This window comes from Bacillus sp. FSL R5-0820, from assembly GCF_038593385.1.
Classification (GTDB): Bacteria; Bacillota; Bacilli; order Bacillales; family Bacillaceae; genus Bacillus; species Bacillus altitudinis.
Genome location: NZ_CP151991.1, coordinates 3,153,980 through 3,174,203, shown reverse-complemented (window position 1 = coordinate 3,174,203; position 20,224 = coordinate 3,153,980). Strand labels below are relative to the sequence as shown.

Below are 20,224 nucleotides of genomic sequence, written 5' to 3'. Positions count from 1 at the left end.
TATGCTACTCAACGCAAAAGAAATACTACTTAAAGAAATTCTCTATCAATATCTCAACCAATTAAACATGATTTGTCATTGTGAAAAATGTATAGAAGATGTATTAGCCATTTCTCTAAATCAAGTGAAACCGCAATATATAACAGATATCGATAAAATATCCTACAGTAAATCCGAGATGGTGGATAAACAGAAAAATACGGCGATGCTCGTCATTCTGACAGAAGCTGCTTCAACGGTCACAACATATCCAAGGTGCGAAAATCATTTGCCGTTGAACAAAGAAAATCGTTGATTTGTCCAATTTGTGAGAGCCATTTTGTGGCTGCTTTTACATGGAAATCATTCCTACTATTAAATGAAGATTGTTTATGTGTAGCATGTAAGGACCACCTGATGAAGATTCAATGTCCTACTTGTCCCAAATGCGGAAGAGCGCAATTAAATGATCAATTGTGTCAGGATTGTTCAAGGTGGAATAAACGACGGGATTTTGCTGAGATTCTTGTGATGAATCGATCTGTTTATGCTTACAACGACTTTATGAAAGATATTCTAGCTCGATTTAAATTTCGAGGTGATACGGCTTTAGCTGATCTATTTAAAAAAGATGTACAGTCAGCGTTTAAACGTTCTTTTTCAATCAAAGAACCGGTCCTTGTCCCAATTCCTTTGAGTAAAGAGAGATTAAAGGAAAGAGGATTCAATCAGTCAATGATGCTTGCTTCCATGATTGGCGGACCTATATTGGAGCCACTTATAAAAGTACATCAAAGTAAGCAGTCTAAGAAAAGAAAAAATGAACGTTTACATCAACAGAATTTGTTCCAATTAAGGCAGTCAAACCCGATCGTTCTAAAGGATGTCGTATTAATCGATGACATTTATACAACTGGGGCGACAGTCTATCATGCAGCAAAAATTTTAAAAGGAGCAGGCGCCAAAAGTGTTTCCTCTTTTACGTTGATTCGTAGTTAAAAATCATGACAATCAACCGATATTAAGAAAAGAAAATAACGTAAGGGGTTTTGGTTATGAATCAATTGGCAAACTGTCCACAATGTAATCAGTTATTTTTAAAAACCACCATCCAAACGGTTTGTAACAAATGCTTTGAAGAAGAAGAACGTTCTTTTGATATCGTTTATAAATTCTTGCGTAAGCAAAGTAATAGACAATCAACCATTGCTGAAATAGTAGACGCAACAGAAGTTGATGAAGAATTAATCCTGAAATTTATCCGTTTGAAAAGACTTCAAATTAGTCAATTCCCGAATATCAATTATCCTTGTGAAAGATGCGGCCAACCGATCAGGAAAAACAAGCTGTGTAGCCATTGTGAAAAGGATATAAAGACGCAAATCAGCCAAATGGACCAAGAAGAAGAGCGTAAAAGGGAGATTGAATCTAGGAAAAAAGACACCTATTATGCCATTAATCCTAAAAACGACTGATTCCCTAAACTAAGTTGCAGTTTGGTCGATAAAATGGATAGAATCAAGACAGACTGTAACGGAAAGCGAGAGGAATCCCGTGAAAATTAATCGATATGGAACACAACCAGTAAATCCTTACAAGAAAACATATGAGAAACAAACGTTGCAATCGAATCAAGCAAAATCAACTGACAAAGTCGAAATTTCTAAAAAGGCAATTGAAATGCAAAAGGTGCCGAATATCATGAAAGAACGTCAAGATAAAATAGACCAAATTAAAAAAAGCATTGAAGCCGGAACATATCAAGTAGATACAAAAGGCATTGCAGATAAAATGTTGAATTTTTATAAACAACAATAACAAAAGGGAGTAGCGTGAATGTCAGTAAAAATAATGATTGAAGAACTGCACCGTCTCTACGGATTACATGAACAGCTTCTAAAGCTGTCTAAGAATAAAACAGAAATGCTGAAAAATAACGAGATCGATGCTCTTTCAGAGGTTCTGAACCTTGAGCAAAAATATATTCAGGCCATTTCACAATTAGAAGAAAAGCGGATTGAAGCAGCAGTTCAATTTTTACAAAGTGATCAATCGCCGACAATCACCGCATGTATCGAAAAAGCTACAGGAACGGATCAAGAAGAGCTTATTTCGTTATATGAGAAGCTGAATGACATCATGGTGGAACTGAAAGATGTAAACGAACTGAACAAACAGCTTATTCAGCAGTCACTTCAATTTATTTCACTGACATTCGATCTTGTGAATCCTAACAAAGAAAATATGAATTACGGACAAAATGGTCTTGAGAGTTCAAAGCCTAAACAGCATAGGGCTTTGTTTGATTCAAAGGCGTAAACAAGGAGGATATCTATGGGTTCTACATTCATGGGACTAGAAACGGCAAAACGAGGAATCACAGCCCAGCGTGCAGGGCTTTATGTCACATCAAACAACGTATCCAATGCAAATACTGATGGCTACTCAAGACAGAGAGTTACCTTTAAAGCAGAGAATCCTTACCCAGTGATTTCAGTTTATGATGGCAAGACATACGGCCAAATGGGGACAGGTGTCCAAGTTGGAACTGTTGAAAGAATTCGAGACAGCTTTTTAGATCTTCAGTATAGAGATCATAACAATAACCTGTCTTATTATGCGACGAAGTCTGATGCTCTTTCACAAATGGAAGGAGTGATGAATGATTTAACAGATGAAGGCTTGAATAGAGCCTTTGATAATCTCTGGAAATCATTACAAGTCTTATCAGAATCGAAAAATGCTGATACTGCTTCAGCCCGTACAGTTGTTAAGACAAGTGCTCAGGCTTTAGTAGATCAATTCCGCCTGCTAAATTCTTCTTTAACAACGATACAAAAGAATTTGAAAACTGAACTCGATTCAACGGCAAAAAATGTGAACACCCTATTAACTCAAATTGATGAAGTGAATAAACAGATTGCAACAGTTGAGCCAAATGGTTATCTTCCCAATGATCTTTATGATACCCGAGACGCTCTTATAGATCAGCTTTCCTCACTTGTTGATATTAAAGTGAGCTACAACCCTTCTGGAGGAAATGCTCTGGAAATTGCTGAAGGAACCGTTAACATCGACATTATCGGTGCTAATGGACAATCTGCTGGTACAATTTTAAATGGCATTACCAATGAAAAATCTGAATTACAACTTTCCTATGATAATACGACAGGACTTGTTAACTCACTCCAATTTGGAACGACAACCATCGCAGCTGATCAATTACAAGTGAATGGTAAAGTAAAAGCACTTGTTGAGGCGTATGGCTACATGTCTAATGGAGCTGAAAAAGGCATGTACCCAGATATGCTTGCTGAGCTGGATGAAGTAGCAAAAGTATTTATGGATACTTTTAACGATGTCCATAAGCAAGGGTACACGTTAAATGGCACAAGTGGACAAGACTTTTTCGATATTGAGAATAACAATGATTTGAATAAAGGCTTGGCAGCACGTATCAAAGTGAGTGACGTGATTTTAGCATCGACAGATAACATTGCTGCATCTCTTAATCAAACGCAAGGTGATGGTTCGAATGCTACGAAATTAGCTAATATTCAAAACTTAAAGCTGCCAATCGGCGGAACTACCACAACGATTCAGGATTACTATCAGAATGTCATTGCCGAAATGGGGATACAAGCTAAAAAGAACATGACCCTTGAAAGCAGTTCAGCAGCTCTTGTGAATTCAGCCAATGAACGCAGGATGTCAACTAGTTCTGTATCTATTGATGAAGAAATGACGAACATGATCCAATTTCAGCATGCGTATAATGCAGCTGCAAGAATTATGACGTTACAAGACGAAGTATTAGATAAAATAATAAACGGCATGGGTGTCGTAGGAAGGTAGGGTAACTGATGCGAGTCACGCAAGGTATGATTTCTCAAAATTCACTTCGGAATATTAGTAAAAGTTATGAAAAACTCTCTAAAATTAATGAGCAGGCACAGTCTGGAAAACGTTTCACAAAAACGTCTGATGATCCTGTGGCAGCAGTGAAAAGTCTTCAGTATAGTACAGCCATGTTTCGAAATGAGCAATACCAAACTAATTTAAATGAGGCACGAAACTGGATTGATACATCTGAAACAAGTGTCACTGAAATAATTGATATCATGTCAAATATACGAGATAAAGTACTCGATGCGGCCAATGGAACAAAACAGCCAGAAGATTTAGCTGCTATCGGAGTGGAAATTGGTCAGATGAAGAATCAAATCATTGATGCAATGAACACGCAGATGTTAGGTAAGTTTGTTTTTAATGGGACGAATACAAATGTTAAACCAGTTGTAGAGAATGCAGATGGTACGTTTACATTTAACTTTGAAAACTATACAGATGCAAACGTGGTTCAATCGAACATTTCTGATGGAATCACATTAAATGTGAATTCAAATCCTCTTTCAGCTTTTGGTGGGCAATCTGCCAGTGGTCAAAATGTCATTGAAATGCTGACTGATTTAGAAAACTCATTAAAAAATGGAACGTTTACAAATTCTGATGATGCATTAGGAAATATCGATCAGTTTAAAGAAGTGATGAGTGCTGAGCGTTCAGATCTTGGGGCTAGATCCAATCGTATCGACTTAGTCGGGAGCCGTTTGACTTCGCAATTTGAAGTGCTGAAAAAGGCTAAATCAGATGCCGAAGATGTAGAAAGTGAGAAAGCCATTCTTGATCTTCTTCAACAAGAGACTGTAAATAGAGCTGCTTTAGCGACGACAGCTAAAGTGATTCAGCCATCCCTTGTCGATTTCTTAAGATAAGAAAAAGCATCCGTTGGGTGCTTTTTTGCATCATGGAGGTGAACCTATGCAAATCCCTAGATTGTTAATGGAGCAAACTTATGCAAAGCTGCAAATGTCGACAACCCCTTCCAGGCAAGAAGTAGAGCAGCCAAGAGCTGAGCTTGAGATTCAGCAGCCAAGAGCTGTCATGAATATCACAAGGACACCGTCGAAATTAACCATAGATCAAACCGAGGCATTTGCCGATATGGATATTAAGTCGATTTTTAGACGTTCAGAGGAATGGGCTGCGGAGGGGAAACGTGCGATTGGAGAAGGAATGGGGCGTAGAGCGGAAGAAGGAAGTGAACTCATCAAGATCGAGAATGGTGGGAATGCGATTGCTGAGTTTGCGAAAATCAATGGCAGTCCTCCAGCAAAACAATTCAACATCGGTGTGATTCCTTCATTTTTTAGTGTGAAAATTCACTATCAGCCATCTGAACTTAAAATTGATGTGGAGCCGCAAAAAGCTATTATAGAGGCAACACCTCATAAACCAATTGTTAACTACCAGCCAGGTAAAGTTCATATTGATATGTTACAATACCCAGAATTAAAAATAGAAGTTGACGAAACAGGTCAAAATGGTGATAAGGTATAGTTAAGAAAAATGAAAAAGGTCGTGAATTATGATCATTCAAACAAAATACCATGGTGAAGTGACGATTAAAGAGGAGCAAATCATTCACTTCTCTAATGGGATACCAGGATTTCTGGATCAAAAACAATTTGTCATTTTACCTTTATCAGAGGAATCCCCATTTTTAGTTCTCCAATCTTTGGAAAATGCGGAACTAGGCTTTATTGTCAGCAGCCCATTTTTGTTCTTCAATCAATATGAATTTGACTTAGAAGAATCGGTTGTAGACATTCTTGGGGTGGAAGATGCCAATGATGTGGAAGTCATGGTTATTTTAACAATGGGATCTTCTATTGAAAAAACGACAGCCAATTTAAGAGCGCCTATTATTGTAAATCGGAAAAACATGAAAGCCAAGCAGGTCATTTTGCATGATTCAGCCTATCATACAAAACATTTGCTAGAGGTGGCTTCCTCATGTTAGTTCTATCTCGTAAATTAAATCAATCGATTCAAATAGGCGACGATATTGAAGTCAAAATTATTGCGATCGAAGGCGATCAAGTAAAAGTCGGAATTGAGGCTCCTAAGCATATTGATATTCACAGGAAGGAAGTATACCTGTCTATTCAAGAAGAAAACAGCCGTGCTGCTAGCTTGTCCTTCGATTTACTTTCTCAATTATCCTCACAAAAAAAGTGAGGATTTTTTTATCCTATTTGTCGATCCTCCTCCGTGTGAAACCGTAGAAGTACACCATCTATATGAAACTTTAACAAATCGGTCCATCTATATTTAATTTAATAATTCAAAGCCGATATAAAAGATAGATTAAAGCACAGGAGCTGAATAACTATGTCTGTTGGTAAGTTGACTTCGCTAGAGCCACTGATTGATGCATTTCAAACCCGTGTTACGAATCATCAAAATGACAATGCAAACACTGATTTACAAGCAAATGGAAAAGTCGTTTCAAAAGAAGAAATTGAGAAAACGCTTCAAGGAGCAAATAAGCTGATTGAACCTACTCAATTTCATCTTCAATTTGAATTGCATGAAAAACTCAATGAATATTATGTCAAAGTCGTAGATAACCAAACCGAAGAAGTCATTAGAGAGATTCCTTCCAAAGAATGGCTTGATTTCTATGCGGCAATGACAGAAATTGTCGGTTTATTTGTCGATAAAAGAATGTAATTGAAGGGAGAACATAAACCATGGTTAATCGAATTACTGGATTTTCAAATGTATTTGATATTGATGAAATCGTCTCAAAGCTAATGAAAACTGAGCAAGCACCACTTGATAAAATGACACGACAGAAACAAACACTTGAATGGCAAAGAGACAGCTACCGCGAGGTCAATTCAAAGGTCAAAGAATTAGATGATCTCATTGCCAAACTAAATTTAACATATCCGAGTACTTATGGCGCAAAAAAGGTCACCAGCTCCAATGAATCTGCTGTCACAGCAACTGGCTCAACAAATGCTACCTCTGGCTCGATTAATGTGACCCAACTAGCGACAGCATCCGTATTCAAATCTTCTGGCACATCTGGATTTACTGCTGCAAACGGTACGTTCACGTTTGAGGTGACGACACCAGATTCTACAACACCTAAAACAGTGACCATTAATACAACTGATACAGATACCCTTGATTCAATCGTGTCAAAATTGAACAATGCTCAACTAGGTGTCACGGCTTATAAAGGCCAGATCTTTGATGGAACCAACTACGTAGATACGATCGCTCTGACTTCGCGTACGACTGGTGAAGGTGTCAGTATTAAGGCAGCAGATGGCAATTCCGCTTCATTTTTAACGCAATTAGGCTTCCAAGTGGATGGAGATAATAAATTAGTTGCGACTACTCAAGGGCAGAAAGCGCAATACGAAATTAATGGTCTCAAAATGGAAAATAACAATAATACCTTCACGCAGGCTGGTATCACATATGAGCTGAAAGGAACAACAGATAAGCCTGTCAGCTTGAACGTTTCAACAGATGTCGATGCCATCTTTGATAAAATTAAACAATTTGTTGATAAATACAACGAACTCGTTGAACTGGTCAATGGTAAAGTGAATGAAAAGCGAAATAGAGACTATCAACCATTAACGGCTGAAGAGAAAAAAGCCATGTCTGAAAAAGAAATTGAGTTATGGGAAACAACCGCTAAGTCTGGCTTACTGAGAAGTGATTCTATTTTACGAGCTGGTGCCTCTAAAATAAGAAGTGATTTTTATGCTGATATTACGACAAGTGATGGGAATAAAATTCACATGACACAAATCGGTATTTCTACTTCATCCTCGTATAAAGATGGCGGGAAGCTTGAATTAATTAATATTAATGGAGTAGAGAAATTAAAAAAAGCCATTGAAGAAGACCCAGAAAAGGTAAGACAAATGTTTATCTCTGGTTCTTTAAATGTTGATTCTAAAGACAAAGACAAAGCACAGCAGCAATATAAAGAACAAGGAATCATCTATCGCGTCAAAAATTCCTTATCAGCCTTCACGAAGAGTATTCAAACAAAAGCTGGTAGTACAACAATGGAGCTAAAAGAATATGGACTTGGTAAGGATTTAGATTCTTTGACAAAACGAATGGATACATTCCAAGATCGTTTAAAATTAGTGGAAGCTCGTTACTACAAAAAGTTTAACGCCATGGATAGTGCGATTCAAAAGCTAAACAACCAATCTGGCTATCTTTCTCAACTGCTTGGACAATAATTGGAGGTTTATAACATATGGCAATTCAGAACCCTTATGCCGCCTATCAGAAAAATTCTATTGAGACCGCAACACCGGCCGAGTTAACGCTTATGCTTTATGAAGGATGCTTAAAGTTTATTAGACTAGCAAAGCATGGCATTCAAAAAGAAGATGCTGAAATGAGAAACTTGAACCTGAAAAAGGCTCAAAACATCATTCAAGAATTAAATGTCACCTTAAATCGTACGTATGATGTATCAAAGAGCATGGCAAGTATGTATGACTACATTTATCGAAGACTGATTGAAGCCAATCTGCAAAATGACGAAGAGATCCTGAATGAAGTAGAGCAATATGTGACTGATTTCCGAGATGCTTGGAAGGAAGTCATTCAAACCGATCGAAAAGGGCGTCACCACTCTATTGGGGGATCTCTATGAGTATTGTGGACCAACTGCATGACCAAACGTTAAAAATGGCAGCGGAAATAGAGGCCAACCCGCAAAGCGAAACACTCGTTGAAGACTTTGATGCTTTTTTAGTTGAGAGAGACGAACTAATGAGAGACATTCAACATGAGCTTTCCGTTCAAGAAAAAGAGAAAATCAAAGAAATCATTCAAACAGATCAACTGATGGCCAAGCAATTAACGGAAATTCAAAATGGGATCAAGGCAGATATTCAAGCCATTCAACGTAAGAAAACAAAACAGCTGAATTATCAAAATCCGTATCAGCCCATGACAAGTGACGGCGTATACTACGATAAACGGAAATAAATAGGTGAGACCTGTGGCGTATCGTTCAGATGACTATATTTTATTAACCACATATTATGACCTTCTATATACGATAGAAGAGAGTCTAAAATATTTAGATGAAATTGAGAAGGATTTCGCTAAAACAGAAGGGGATCGGATCTTTAATGATCTGATCCATGCCTTCTTTCATTTAGAGACAACACACCCGCTTCTTCTTTCAATTATTGAAAATGAGCACTTTGCCAAGACGATTCGATCGTTTGACCAAATTTTTTTAAGTTTCGATATACTAGCTTTCTATACATTCCCTTCAAATCACTTCCAATCATTCCTTACATCGTATTTTATACCTGAATATAGAAAGTGGATGGATGAAATACATGCCTGTATGAGGCCGTATGTCATTCATTAATTTTTGTTCAATTCAGACCATTCGGAGGAATTTATGAGACTAAAAAATCAATTTTTATTTGGGCTTATTGTCATATGTGTATTGTTTGTCAGTATTTTGGGGTTTTCTAGTTTTATTTATTACAAAACAGATCAATCGTATAAAGCACTTCTCACCAAAGAAGTAAAGCTGTACCAGACCTCACTGGAATTAGAGGCACTGCTACAAAAGCAGGAAGCACAAATTAAAACGTATGTAGTTGTTCAAGATGCTGAAAATTTACAGAAGATTGAGCAAACATATGAAGAAATCAATAAGAAAACAACTGAAGCATCAAAAATGAGCACCGTTAAACAAGCAAAAAATCTGTTAGATCAAATTTCCGAAAAAAATTATCTTTACTACACCTCAACAAATCGATTATTTAATTCATTGAATATGCAAAATCAAAAAGAATTCAACACCCGCCTCAGTCAAGAATTACAACCTATCGAACAAGAAATACATACTTTTACAAAAGAATTTGCTCAAACACAATTGAAACAGCGTGATCAAAAAATCAGTCAGCTCAATGAAGAAAGTAACCAATTATTGCTGACGCTTATTCTCGTTAGCGCAGCGATTATAGTCGGCTTTTTAGTCATTGGCACAAGGTTTGTTCATCGTATGACAAAACCGATTGTCTCTGTCACACATGCAGCAAGAAGAATGGCAGATGGTGACCTCACACTTGAAGAGATTGAAGTGACCTCTAAAAATGAAATTGGCCAGCTCGGTACGGCTTTTAACCAAATGACCGCTCATTTGCGTCAGCTCATCTTACAGGTGCAAAACGGGTCAAGGCAATTAGCCGATTCAGCTACTCAATTTGAAGAAACCATCAGTCAAACCATATCGGCTAGTGAACAGACGTCTAGCTCGATTGAACAGGTCAGTGAAGCTTCACGTGAACAATCAGATGCAGTAGGAAAAGTAGCTTCTTCAATTCAAGAAGTTTCGACTGGTATGCATAATGCGGCTGAACATACGTCTGATGTTTCGGGTCACTCAATTTCAGTGACTGAAAAGGCTGAAGAGGGCGCATCCCTCATTCAACAATTTGTGAAACAAATGAGTTCTATTAAGGAATCTGTGAATGAACATCATTCTACAATGGCCAATGTACAAGTACAGTTTACCGGCATTCAAGACCTGCTGGGGAATATTCATGCCATTGCAGATCAGACAAATTTACTTGCTTTAAACGCAGCCATTGAAGCAGCAAGGGCTGGGGAACATGGACGAGGTTTTGCGGTTGTTGCAGATGAAGTCAGAAAGCTGGCAGAAGAATCAAGTCAACTGACTGATCAAATTAGTCAGTTACTCGCCAACGTGAACAAAGATACTGAAAGATCGTCTCAATCTATGACGAAAGTGGAACGAGATGTAGCAGAAGGTGTGAAAGTATCGCAATTGTCTGAACAGAGCTTTCAAGAAATTCTGGAATCCATCCGTGATATCTCGATGAAAGCAGAGGAGCTTTCTGCTACGACAGAGCAAATCTCAGCTAGTACAGAAGAAATTTCTCAAACAATTGGTGTTATTGAAGAAGGTGCTAAGCGGAATTCTGAGGAAACAGAGTACATGTCGGCGGCTGTTGAAGAATCACTAGCAGCGAATGAGGAAATGAAAGCAGCAGCGGAAGATTTAAAAACTTTGTCTCAATCACTGAAAACATCTATTTCATCTTTCAAGATTTAACAGCGCCATGGTCTTTTTCAAGAATCAATCGAATATATATTCATCACCTATCAAGTAAAAGCTGAAGCACCGCAGGATTCGACAAATTTCAATAAAAATTCACATTTTTTTTACGTTTGAGCAGGAGAAAAGGAGGGAAAAGTAGAAATAAGTTTACATATCCTTAATTTTAAAGGAGGCGTTCTTTACATGAATTACAATGTCCGAGGAGAAAACATCGAAGTAACACCTGCACTAAGAGATCATGTCGAGAAAAAAATTGGAAAGTTGGAGCGTTATTTTGAGTCAGATGTTGATGCTTCAGTCAACGTGAACTTGAAATTTTACAACGATCAAGAATCTAAAGTTGAGGTTACCATTCCAATGACTGATCTAGCACTTCGAGCAGAGGTGCATAATGAGGATATGTACAATGCAGTAGACCTAGCAACCAGTAAATTAGAACGTCAAATTAGAAAACATAAAACGAAAGTGAACCGTAAATTCCGTGAGCAAGGTGCGAAAAAGCATTTATTTGCTGGAGGAAACGGTGCTTCCGAAGTAGCAGTTCAAGATGACGAAGAAATTGATGAAACAGAAATCGTCAGACAAAAACGCTTCAATTTAAAACCAATGGATAGCGAAGAGGCCATTCTCCAAATGAACATGTTAGGTCACAGTTTCTTTGTCTTCACAAATGCTGAGACAAATTTGACCAATGTGGTATACCGCCGAAATGACGGCAAATATGGACTCATTGAGCCGAACGCTTAATCATTCGTTCCTTTTGATCCGAAAATGACCTAAAAAAAGTAAACCCGTTCCCTTCATAAGGGGCGGGTTTTTTGTGCTAAATCATTGCAAATTCTTTGGAAATCAAGGAAGGTATGGTATGATAAATGCAGGTAAATATGGACCTGTCAAACTTTTGGACATGCCGAAAAATTGCATGAAATAGAGGAGCGTTATTATATGCTTGGAATCTTAAACAAAGTGTTTGATCCTACGAAACGTACGATCAGCCGATATGAAAAAAAGGCAAATGAAATCGAAGCTCTCGCTCAAGATTTTGAGAAATTATCTGACGAGGCTTTACGAAATAAAACGATCGAATTTAAAGAAAAACTTGAAAAAGGACAATCTGTAGACGACCTTTTGGTTGAAGCATTTGCAACGGTTCGTGAGGCTTCCCGCCGCGTGACAGGAATGTTCCCATTTAAGGTGCAGCTCATGGGGGGGATTGCCCTACATGAAGGGAATATCTCTGAGATGAAAACAGGTGAAGGGAAAACGTTGACATCAACGATGCCTGTTTATTTGAATGCTCTTTCTGGAAAAGGCGTCCACATTGTGACAGTCAACGAATATTTGGCAAGCCGTGATGCAGAGGAAATGGGCAAGATTTTCGAATTTCTTGGATTAACGGTTGGCTTGAACTTAAACAGTTTAGACAAAGATGAAAAAAGAGAAGCGTACGCTGCTGATATCACGTATTCAACAAACAATGAGCTTGGCTTTGATTATTTACGAGATAACATGGTGCTGTACAAAGAGCAAATGGTTCAAAGACCACTTCATTATGCCGTCATCGATGAAGTTGACTCCATCTTAATTGATGAAGCGAGAACACCTCTTATTATTTCTGGACAAGCTGCAAAGTCGACGAAACTTTACGTACAAGCAAATGCCTTTGTTCGTACGTTAAAAATAGAAGACGATTTCACTTATGATATTAAAACAAAAAGTGTACAGCTGACTGAAAGCGGAATGACGAAGGCGGAAAAAGCATTCGGCATCGAGAACTTGTTTGATGTCAAACATGTCGCTCTTAACCATCATATCGCGCAGGCTCTTAAGGCACATGTTGCGATGCAAAAAGACGTTGATTATGTTGTGGAAGATGGACAAGTCGTTATCGTTGACTCCTTCACAGGACGTTTAATGAAAGGACGCCGCTATAGTGAAGGTCTGCACCAAGCCATTGAAGCAAAAGAAGGTCTTGAAGTGCAGAATGAAAGCATGACACTTGCAACCATTACGTTCCAGAACTACTTCCGTATGTATGAAAAGCTATCTGGTATGACAGGTACAGCGAAAACGGAAGAAGAGGAATTCCGTAACATTTACAATATGCAGGTTGTCACAATCCCAACCAATAAACCGGTTGTGCGTGATGACAGACCTGATTTAATTTACCGCACAATGGATGGCAAATTTAAAGCAGTAGCTGAAGACGTCGCACAGCGTTATATGACAGGACAGCCGGTCCTTGTCGGAACTGTTGCGGTTGAGACATCTGAATTGATTTCAAAACTGCTTAAAAATAAAGGCATCCCTCATCAAGTGTTAAACGCGAAAAACCATGAGCGTGAAGCACAAATTATTGAGGAAGCTGGACAAAAAGGTGCCGTCACAATTGCGACAAACATGGCGGGACGTGGAACAGACATCAAGCTTGGCGAAGGTGTGAAAGAACTAGGCGGTCTTGCTGTTATTGGGACAGAGCGTCATGAATCACGCCGTATTGATAACCAGCTCCGTGGTCGTTCTGGTCGTCAAGGAGACCCAGGGATTACTCAATTCTATCTCTCAATGGAAGATGAATTGATGCGCCGATTTGGTGCAGAGCGGACAATGGCGATGCTTGATCGCTTCGGTATGGATGACTCTACTCCAATTCAAAGTAAAATGGTCTCAAAAGCTGTTGAATCTTCTCAAAAACGTGTTGAGGGGAATAACTTTGATTCCCGTAAGCAGCTTCTGCAATATGATGATGTTCTTCGTCAACAGCGTGAAGTCATTTACAAACAGCGTTTTGAAGTCATCGATTCTGATAACTTGAAATCGATTGTGATCAATATGATTCAATCGTCTATTGAGCGGGCTGTTGGATCTTACACGCCGAAAGAAGAACTTCCAGAAGAATGGAAACTAGATGGTCTCGTTGAATTAATCAACACGAACTATTTAGATGAAGGTGCCATTTCGGTCAAAGATATCTTCGGTAAAGAAGCAGATGAGATCACCGAATTCATCATGGAGCGGATTAAAGAGAAATATGATGCAAAAGAAGAGACATTTGGCGATGAACAAATGCGTGAATTTGAAAAAGTCATCGTTCTTCGTGCAGTAGATTCGAAGTGGATGGATCATATCGATGCAATGGATCAGCTGCGTCAAGGAATCCATTTACGTGCATATGCACAAACCAATCCGCTTCGTGAGTATCAAATGGAAGGATTTGCGATGTTTGAGCATATGGTCGCTTCAATTGAAGATGACGTCGCTAAATATGTGCTAAAATCAGAAATCCAAAACAACCTAGAACGTGAAGAAGTCGTTCAAGGACAAACAACTGCTCATCAGCCTCAAGAAGGCGATGAGGAGAAAACAGTGAAAAAAAAGCCGGTGCGTAAAGTGGTGGATATCGGAAGAAACTCACCATGTCACTGCGGAAGCGGCAAGAAATATAAAAATTGTCATGGGAAGACAGAATAAGTAATGGAAAGAGGTGAAAACCTCTTTCTATTCATGTCAGCCCCCATACATCTATGAGGTGAAGGATATGGAATTAGTAGAAATTAGACAAGAGCTTGAAAATATGGCTAGCAGGCTAGCTGATTTTAGGGGGTCTCTTTGACCTCGATACAAAAGAAGCGAAAATTGCAGAGCTTGAGGCCACGATGTCAGAGGCTGACTTTTGGAATGACCAGCAAAAAGCGCAAGGTGTCATTAATGAAGCCAATGCACTGAAGGATTATGTGAATACATATCATGAGCTCAGTGAATCTCATGATGAGCTGCAAATGACGCATGATTTATTAAAAGAAGACTACGATGAGGATCTTCATGCAGAGCTTGAAAAAGAGCTGAAGAACTTAACAAAACAATTTAACGAGTTTGAATTGCAGCTTCTTTTAAGTGAACCGTATGACAAAAACAATGCCATTCTTGAGCTTCACCCGGGTGCAGGTGGAACGGAATCACAGGACTGGGGATCGATGCTCCTCAGAATGTATACCCGCTGGGCAGAGCGCAGAGGTTTTAAGGTTGAAACCCTTGATTATCTTCCAGGGGATGAAGCGGGAATTAAGTCTGTGACATTGCTGATTAAAGGACATAACGCTTACGGTTACTTAAAAGCAGAAAAAGGTGTCCATCGTTTAGTCCGTATTTCTCCATTTGATTCATCTGGCCGTAGACACACATCTTTCGTTTCCTGTGATGTCATGCCAGAATTTAATGAAGAAATTGATATCGATATTCGTACAGAGGATATTAAGGTGGATACGTATCGTGCAAGTGGTGCAGGGGGTCAGCACGTCAATACGACGGACTCTGCGGTTCGTATCACACACATCCCAACAAATGTCGTCGTGACGTGCCAAACGGAAAGATCCCAAATCAAAAACAGAGAACGTGCAATGAAAATGCTGAAATCTAAGCTTTATCAAAAACGGATCGAAGAACAACAGGCGGAATTGGATGAAATCAGAGGAGAACAGAAAGAAATTGGCTGGGGAAGCCAAATTCGCTCTTATGTCTTCCACCCATATTCCCTTGTAAAAGACCATCGTACCAACACGGAGATGGGAAATGTTCAAGCGGTGATGGATGGAGATTTAGATTCCTTTATCGATGCGTATTTACGTTCAAAATTATCATAAAAACTCGGCTTCTTGCCGGGTTTTTTTAATTGTGAGAAAATATAATGAATATAAAGGAATACATATGCCATACTGACTCTATATCCTTTGTATGATGAAATTAGCAATTAAAGGGGGAAATAATTTGGGATTAAAACCATTACAAGAGACGTGGGATTTAGATGCCTTTTTTAAAGGAGGCAGTTCTTCATCAGAATTTATCACATACTTAGAGCATATACAGCAGCTATTAGATGAGTTACGACAAAAGGTAGATGCCTTTTCAAAAGAAGATACACAAATTGAAAAAAAGTTAACAGCTGTCCTTGAAACGTATGAAATCACATATAAAAAATTAGCACAAGCAGGTTCATTTGTATCCTGTCTACAATCTCAAAATACAAAGGATATGAAGGCGGGCAGCCTCCGAGGGTCTATTGCCAAGCTGGAAGCTGAATTAGGAACCATTCTAGCAGGGTTTGATCAATCACTTGCTGCGATTCCTACTAGCCAGTGGGAAGAATTAATGGATTCAGCCGCTTTTTCAGATGTTCGTTACATATTAAATGAACGAAGAGAACATGTGAAAGATCAACTGCCTGTTGAACAGGAAACACTCATTCAAAAACTAGCAGTAGATGGGTATCATGCGTGGGATGAACTTTATTCTAGCTTGGTGAACAAAATTACCATTCCATTTGAGCAAAATGGTGAAACACAAATGATCTCTGTAGGCCAAGCAGAAAATGCGATGGATGATTCAGACCGTGAAGTGAGAAAAGCCGTCTATCATAATTTAGAACATGCATGGACACAGGATGAACATTTGTTTGCAAGCACACTCAATCATCTCGCTGGTTTTCGTCTACAAGTATATGAAGCCAGAGGATGGGATCATATATTAAAAGAGCCTCTTGATATTTGCCGGATGAAACAAGAGACGCTCGATACAATGTGGTCTGTCATTGATGAACATAAACAGCCATTCATTGAATATTTACAACGTAAAGCTGACATGCTTGGGGTTGATAAACTGAGCTGGTTTGATGTGGGAGCACCTATTGGAAGTGAGACAAAGACCTATTCTTATCAAGACGCAGCCGCTTTTATTATCAAGCATTTCGCAGGGTTTGGAAAAGAGCTTGCTGCTTTTACTGAAAAAGCTTTTAATGAACGCTGGGTAGAAGCTGAGAATCGCCCAAACAAACGAGTGGGCGGTTTCTGTACGAATTTCCCTGATAGCGGAGAATCACGTATTTTTATGACCTTCTCAGGGACTCCATCCAATGTAGCGACACTAGCACATGAGCTTGGTCATTCGTTCCATCAGGAAGTCATGCAGGATGTTCGGATGTTGAATCGTAAATATGCGATGAATGTAGCTGAAACTGCGTCGACATTCGCTGAAATGATTGTGGCAGATGCTTCATTAAAAGAGGCGGCCAATGAACAAGAGCGTCTCAGTTTGTTAGAGGATAAGCTGCAGCGCAGTGTGGCATTCTTTATGAATATTCAATCACGCTTCTTATTTGAACAACGTTTTTATGAAGAGCGCAAACAAGGAGAAGTGCCAGCTGACCGCTTGAATGAGTTGATGGTAGAAGCACAGAAGGAAGCCTTTGGCGACTCTTTAGATGAATACCATCCGCATTTCTGGGCGTCTAAACTGCATTTCCATATTACAGGTGTCCCGTTTTATAACTTCCCTTACACCTTCGGGTACATGTTCTCGCTAGGTATTTACGCGAAAGCATTGCAGGCTGGGGCATCATTTGAAGAGAAATATATTGCGCTATTAAAAGATACAGCGTCAATGACTGTAGAAGATTTGGCATATAAGCACCTAGGTGTCGACCTTACTCAAAAAGCATTTTGGGAAGAGGCCATTTCACTGGCTGTGGCAGATGCTGAAGAGTTTTTAGAAGCGACGAAGGCATAAAAAATGAAAAGCTCCCATTATGGGAGCTTCAGCGTGTAGACAAACCCTCGCATTCGTTGTCAGTCCTGCGCTTCGGTGCTCACGAATGTCAAATTCGCTCCGCGCCGATGCTCGTCCTTCCTAGACTGCAAAGGTTTTCTATCACGCTGAAAAGAAGACAAAGGGCTAAAATCAAGTTCATTTTAGCCCTTTGTCAACAATCTGGCAGCTCCCATTACGGGAGCTTTTTTGCTGGTTTTACCCATTCCAGCATCGTCTGAACGATGTCTTTTTGTTGCGTGAGGACTGGAATGTCTGCAGGCTGATCCCCTTTTTGTTTGCCATACATGCCAAATTGAGCATGATTACCACCTTTTATCTCATGATACACCGTTTGAGAAGGCAGCTGCTTTTTCGATTTTTTGATTTTTTCTCGTGTTGCGAGACCATCTTTTTCGCCTGAAATAGATAATACTTGCAAGGAAGCCTGTTTCAAATCATCTGATGCAGGATAGGAGGCAAGGAAAAAGAGGCCGTCCAGCTTGCTTTGATTTTTCTCTGCATACATAGCGGCAGCTGTTCCGCCTAGCGAATGTCCGCCAATGTACCAATGCTTGATGGCCGGATGACTTTTGAGGATATCGTCTGCTTTCTTCGTATTAAATATTGCGAAGGAAAATGGCATGTCTGGGATAAAGACCGAATAGCCTTTCTTCATCAGCGCATTCCCAAGATAGGCATACGCAAGAGGTTCAACTTTTGCCCCAGGATATAGAATGATGCCAGTATCGCTTTTCGATGCTTCAAATGAATATACCCCGTTTTTATGATCGACCTGCTCAATGTTCATCTGCTTTTTTAACGCTTCCGATGGTCCATATGTAAAGCGGCTCCATGTATAGAAAGCACCAAAAGCTAAGATGATGAGTGCAAGTAATGTAATACCGGTGATCTTCAGTATTTTCTTCATCGTATGTCCCTTCTTTCTCATGTACATATTAAATATACCATCATTTACTCTTCTGCCAAACGGCAAGTACGCTGATCCGGCTGTGTGATAAAGTATTAATCCATTAGCACTGCATTTGGCTGTTATTTACAATCCGAATGAGAGGGCTTAAAATAGGTGTGCATTCAGAAGTAACGGAGGAAGAAAGAAATGAAGCAGGAACATTCTCAATTTTGGATTGAAGTGAAAAATTATTTACTCATTTTAATAGGATCAGCTATCGTAGCGGTTGGCTTTAATACGTTATTATTACCAAATCAGATTGCTGCTGGCGGTGTGAGTGGAATCAGTACCATTATGCAATCATTCGGTTTTGAAGCTGCATATGTACAATGGGGTCTCAATATTCCGCTCTTTATCGCAGGCTTTTATTTATTAGGTGGAACATTTGGGGTAAAAACGCTCGTTGGTTCTGTCTTTTTACCTTTAATGGTGTTCTTAACAAGACACATTGCTCCTGTCACCCATGAAGCACTGCTCGCCGCAATATTTGGCGGTGTAGTGATTGGGATCGGGATTGGGCTCGTTTTCCTCGGCAATGGTTCAACGGGAGGAACGGCTCTTGCGGCCAAAATCATCAATAAATATACAGGGCTGACGTTAGGTACTTGTTTAGCGATGATGGACGGTTTGATTGTTTTGGCGGCCATGACTGTTTTTGGGATTGAAGAAGGACTGTACGCTGTGATCGGAGTGTTCATTTCTAGTAAGACGATTGATGTCGTGCAGGCTGGCTTTAGTCACTCGAAGATGGCCATGATTATTACGGGTCATGAGGATGAGGTCAGACAGGCGGTGTTTGATCAAATTGATCGTGGTGTAACGAAGATATCAGCAGTAGGTGGGTACACCGACCATGACCGGCCTATTTTAATGTGTGTTGTAGGGCAGTCACAATTCACAAAGTTGAAACAAGTGGTAAAAGCGATCGATGCATCAGCGTTTGTCATCGTCATGGATGCAAAAGAGGTGCTTGGTGAGGGTTTTAAAAGGGCGTAAACAAGGATATAATAACGTTGACCAAATGATTGTAAGGGAGGGAAATACATGAAAAAGAGCGGATTAACGCTTCTTTTTGTCGCTATGCTTTTTGTACTTGCGGCCTGTGGAGGAAATTCAAGCAGCAGTGACAAAGAAGGCAGTAAAAGTGCTTCAAATGTGAGCAGTGGTGAAGAGATTTATCAGCAAAACTGTATTGGCTGTCATGGAAAAGACTTATCTGGTGGAGGCGGCCCAAGCCTGAAAGAAGTCGGAAAGAAATATAATGAAAGCCAAATTGCAGATATTGCCCAGAACGGTAAAGGATCTATGCCAAGTGGAATGGTAGATGAAAAACAAGCAAAAGAAGTCGCCAAATGGCTTGCAGAGAAAAAATAAAACCTTTGTCTAATCGACAAGGTTTTTTTATTTTCTATTTGTAGAAAAAGACTTTTGAATAGTATGAAAACGTATTATATTAAATTTTATTTAAAAAATAAGGGTAAAAAGACACGTTTTTCGGTTTTGATTGCTCTATTTACCTTTTATTTATAAGTTTTGAAATATAAATGTAATACCATTGCGTCGATTCATGACGTATAATTGGAGTTGTTGAAATTTAGACGATTCAATTTTTTCATCTTTTTGGATGAAAAGGACATAAATTGCTTGTGCGTATCGAAGGGTATGTGCGTGACCATACATAACGTTTTTTGACG

At 39.2% G+C, this 20,224-nt stretch carries 23 protein-coding genes; 22 read left to right on the top strand and 1 reads right to left on the bottom strand.

Annotation, left to right across the window (positions count from 1 at the left end):
* The first annotated feature begins 1 nt into the window (after position 1).
* The 20 genes from NST15_RS16470 to NST15_RS16375 all read left to right on the top strand — a co-directional run bounded on the left by NST15_RS16470 (position 2) and on the right by NST15_RS16375 (position 17,539).
* Positions 2–295 (top strand): competence protein ComFB, encoded by a 294-nt coding sequence (locus NST15_RS16470; RefSeq protein ID WP_035701582.1) that lies wholly within the window; start codon positions 2–4, stop codon positions 293–295.
* Between the two features lie 101 nt (positions 296–396).
* Positions 397–978 (top strand): ComF family protein, encoded by a 582-nt coding sequence (locus NST15_RS16465; protein WP_227820606.1) that lies wholly within the window; start codon positions 397–399, stop codon positions 976–978.
* A gap of 56 nt (positions 979–1,034) precedes the next feature.
* Positions 1,035–1,454, top strand: coding sequence for a TIGR03826 family flagellar region protein (locus tag NST15_RS16460; RefSeq protein WP_017357864.1), 420 nt, complete (start codon positions 1,035–1,037; stop codon positions 1,452–1,454).
* 79 nt (positions 1,455–1,533) lie between these two features.
* The gene (flgM, locus tag NST15_RS16455; protein WP_003213252.1) at positions 1,534–1,797 is read left to right on the top strand and encodes a flagellar biosynthesis anti-sigma factor FlgM; all 264 of its coding nucleotides are present in this window, start codon (positions 1,534–1,536) and stop codon (positions 1,795–1,797) included.
* Between the two features lie 18 nt (positions 1,798–1,815).
* Positions 1,816–2,298: a flagellar protein FlgN gene (locus tag NST15_RS16450; protein ID WP_007499977.1), complete on the top strand. Its 483-nt coding sequence runs from the start codon at positions 1,816–1,818 to the stop codon at positions 2,296–2,298.
* A gap of 15 nt (positions 2,299–2,313) precedes the next feature.
* Positions 2,314–3,834 carry a flagellar hook-associated protein FlgK gene (flgK, locus tag NST15_RS16445; protein WP_017368142.1) on the top strand — a complete coding sequence of 507 codons (1,521 nt, stop codon included), beginning with the start codon at positions 2,314–2,316 and terminating at the stop codon, positions 3,832–3,834.
* An 8-nt stretch (positions 3,835–3,842) separates the two neighbouring features.
* On the top strand, positions 3,843–4,754 hold the full coding sequence (flgL, locus tag NST15_RS16440; RefSeq protein WP_017368141.1) for a flagellar hook-associated protein FlgL: 912 nt from the start codon (positions 3,843–3,845) through the stop codon (positions 4,752–4,754).
* 46 nt (positions 4,755–4,800) lie between these two features.
* Entirely contained in the window at positions 4,801–5,379 is a 579-nt protein-coding gene (locus tag NST15_RS16435) for a DUF6470 family protein (protein WP_035701576.1), read from the top strand.
* Between the two features lie 28 nt (positions 5,380–5,407).
* Positions 5,408–5,842, top strand: a complete 435-nt coding sequence (gene fliW / locus NST15_RS16430) for a flagellar assembly protein FliW (protein ID WP_007499985.1) — start codon at positions 5,408–5,410, stop codon at positions 5,840–5,842.
* A complete protein-coding gene (csrA, locus tag NST15_RS16425; RefSeq protein ID WP_008348252.1) occupies positions 5,836–6,060 on the top strand; it encodes a carbon storage regulator CsrA in 225 nt (74 codons plus the stop codon). The genes fliW and csrA overlap by 7 nt, the downstream gene beginning before the upstream one ends.
* A gap of 153 nt (positions 6,061–6,213) precedes the next feature.
* The gene (gene flaG / locus NST15_RS16420; protein ID WP_007499987.1) at positions 6,214–6,555 is read left to right on the top strand and encodes a flagellar protein FlaG; all 342 of its coding nucleotides are present in this window, start codon (positions 6,214–6,216) and stop codon (positions 6,553–6,555) included.
* A gap of 20 nt (positions 6,556–6,575) precedes the next feature.
* The gene (locus NST15_RS16415; RefSeq protein WP_017357869.1) at positions 6,576–8,102 is read left to right on the top strand and encodes a flagellar hook-associated protein 2; all 1,527 of its coding nucleotides are present in this window, start codon (positions 6,576–6,578) and stop codon (positions 8,100–8,102) included.
* Between the two features lie 17 nt (positions 8,103–8,119).
* Positions 8,120–8,524: a flagellar export chaperone FliS gene (gene fliS, locus NST15_RS16410; protein ID WP_008348247.1), complete on the top strand. Its 405-nt coding sequence runs from the start codon at positions 8,120–8,122 to the stop codon at positions 8,522–8,524.
* Positions 8,521–8,862 (top strand): flagellar protein FliT, encoded by a 342-nt coding sequence (locus tag NST15_RS16405; protein WP_008348246.1) that lies wholly within the window; start codon positions 8,521–8,523, stop codon positions 8,860–8,862. Before fliS ends, NST15_RS16405 begins: the two co-directional genes overlap by 4 nt.
* A gap of 13 nt (positions 8,863–8,875) precedes the next feature.
* Positions 8,876–9,256 carry a hypothetical protein gene (locus tag NST15_RS16400; RefSeq protein ID WP_008348244.1) on the top strand — a complete coding sequence of 127 codons (381 nt, stop codon included), beginning with the start codon at positions 8,876–8,878 and terminating at the stop codon, positions 9,254–9,256.
* Positions 9,257–9,289: 33 nt separating this feature from the next.
* Entirely contained in the window at positions 9,290–10,975 is a 1,686-nt protein-coding gene (locus tag NST15_RS16395) for a methyl-accepting chemotaxis protein (protein WP_058213549.1), read from the top strand.
* Between the two features lie 189 nt (positions 10,976–11,164).
* The gene (raiA, locus tag NST15_RS16390) at positions 11,165–11,728 is read left to right on the top strand and encodes a ribosome-associated translation inhibitor RaiA (protein ID WP_007499992.1); all 564 of its coding nucleotides are present in this window, start codon (positions 11,165–11,167) and stop codon (positions 11,726–11,728) included.
* A gap of 198 nt (positions 11,729–11,926) precedes the next feature.
* Positions 11,927–14,452, top strand: a complete 2,526-nt coding sequence (secA, locus tag NST15_RS16385) for a preprotein translocase subunit SecA (RefSeq protein WP_035701569.1) — start codon at positions 11,927–11,929, stop codon at positions 14,450–14,452.
* Positions 14,453–14,519: 67 nt separating this feature from the next.
* A protein-coding gene (prfB, locus tag NST15_RS16380) for a peptide chain release factor 2 (protein ID WP_098680723.1) occupies positions 14,520–15,621 on the top strand; the annotation gives its coding sequence in 2 pieces (ribosomal slippage) (positions 14,520–14,591 and positions 14,593–15,621; 1,101 coding nt in all).
* Positions 15,622–15,745: 124 nt separating this feature from the next.
* Positions 15,746–17,539, top strand: a complete 1,794-nt coding sequence (locus tag NST15_RS16375; RefSeq protein ID WP_035701566.1) for a M3 family oligoendopeptidase — start codon at positions 15,746–15,748, stop codon at positions 17,537–17,539.
* Between the two features lie 214 nt (positions 17,540–17,753).
* Here NST15_RS16375 and NST15_RS16370 read toward each other — a convergent pair whose 3' ends face one another.
* On the bottom strand, positions 17,754–18,488 hold the full coding sequence (locus NST15_RS16370; RefSeq protein ID WP_019743415.1) for an alpha/beta family hydrolase: 735 nt from the start codon (positions 18,486–18,488) through the stop codon (positions 17,754–17,756).
* A 189-nt stretch (positions 18,489–18,677) separates the two neighbouring features.
* On the opposite strand from NST15_RS16370, the gene NST15_RS16365 reads away from it, so the two are divergent.
* A complete protein-coding gene (locus NST15_RS16365; protein WP_017368132.1) occupies positions 18,678–19,526 on the top strand; it encodes a YitT family protein in 849 nt (282 codons plus the stop codon).
* Between the two features lie 48 nt (positions 19,527–19,574).
* A complete protein-coding gene (gene cccB / locus NST15_RS16360; RefSeq protein ID WP_007500002.1) occupies positions 19,575–19,904 on the top strand; it encodes a cytochrome c551 in 330 nt (109 codons plus the stop codon).
* Positions 19,905–20,224 lie beyond the last annotated feature (320 nt).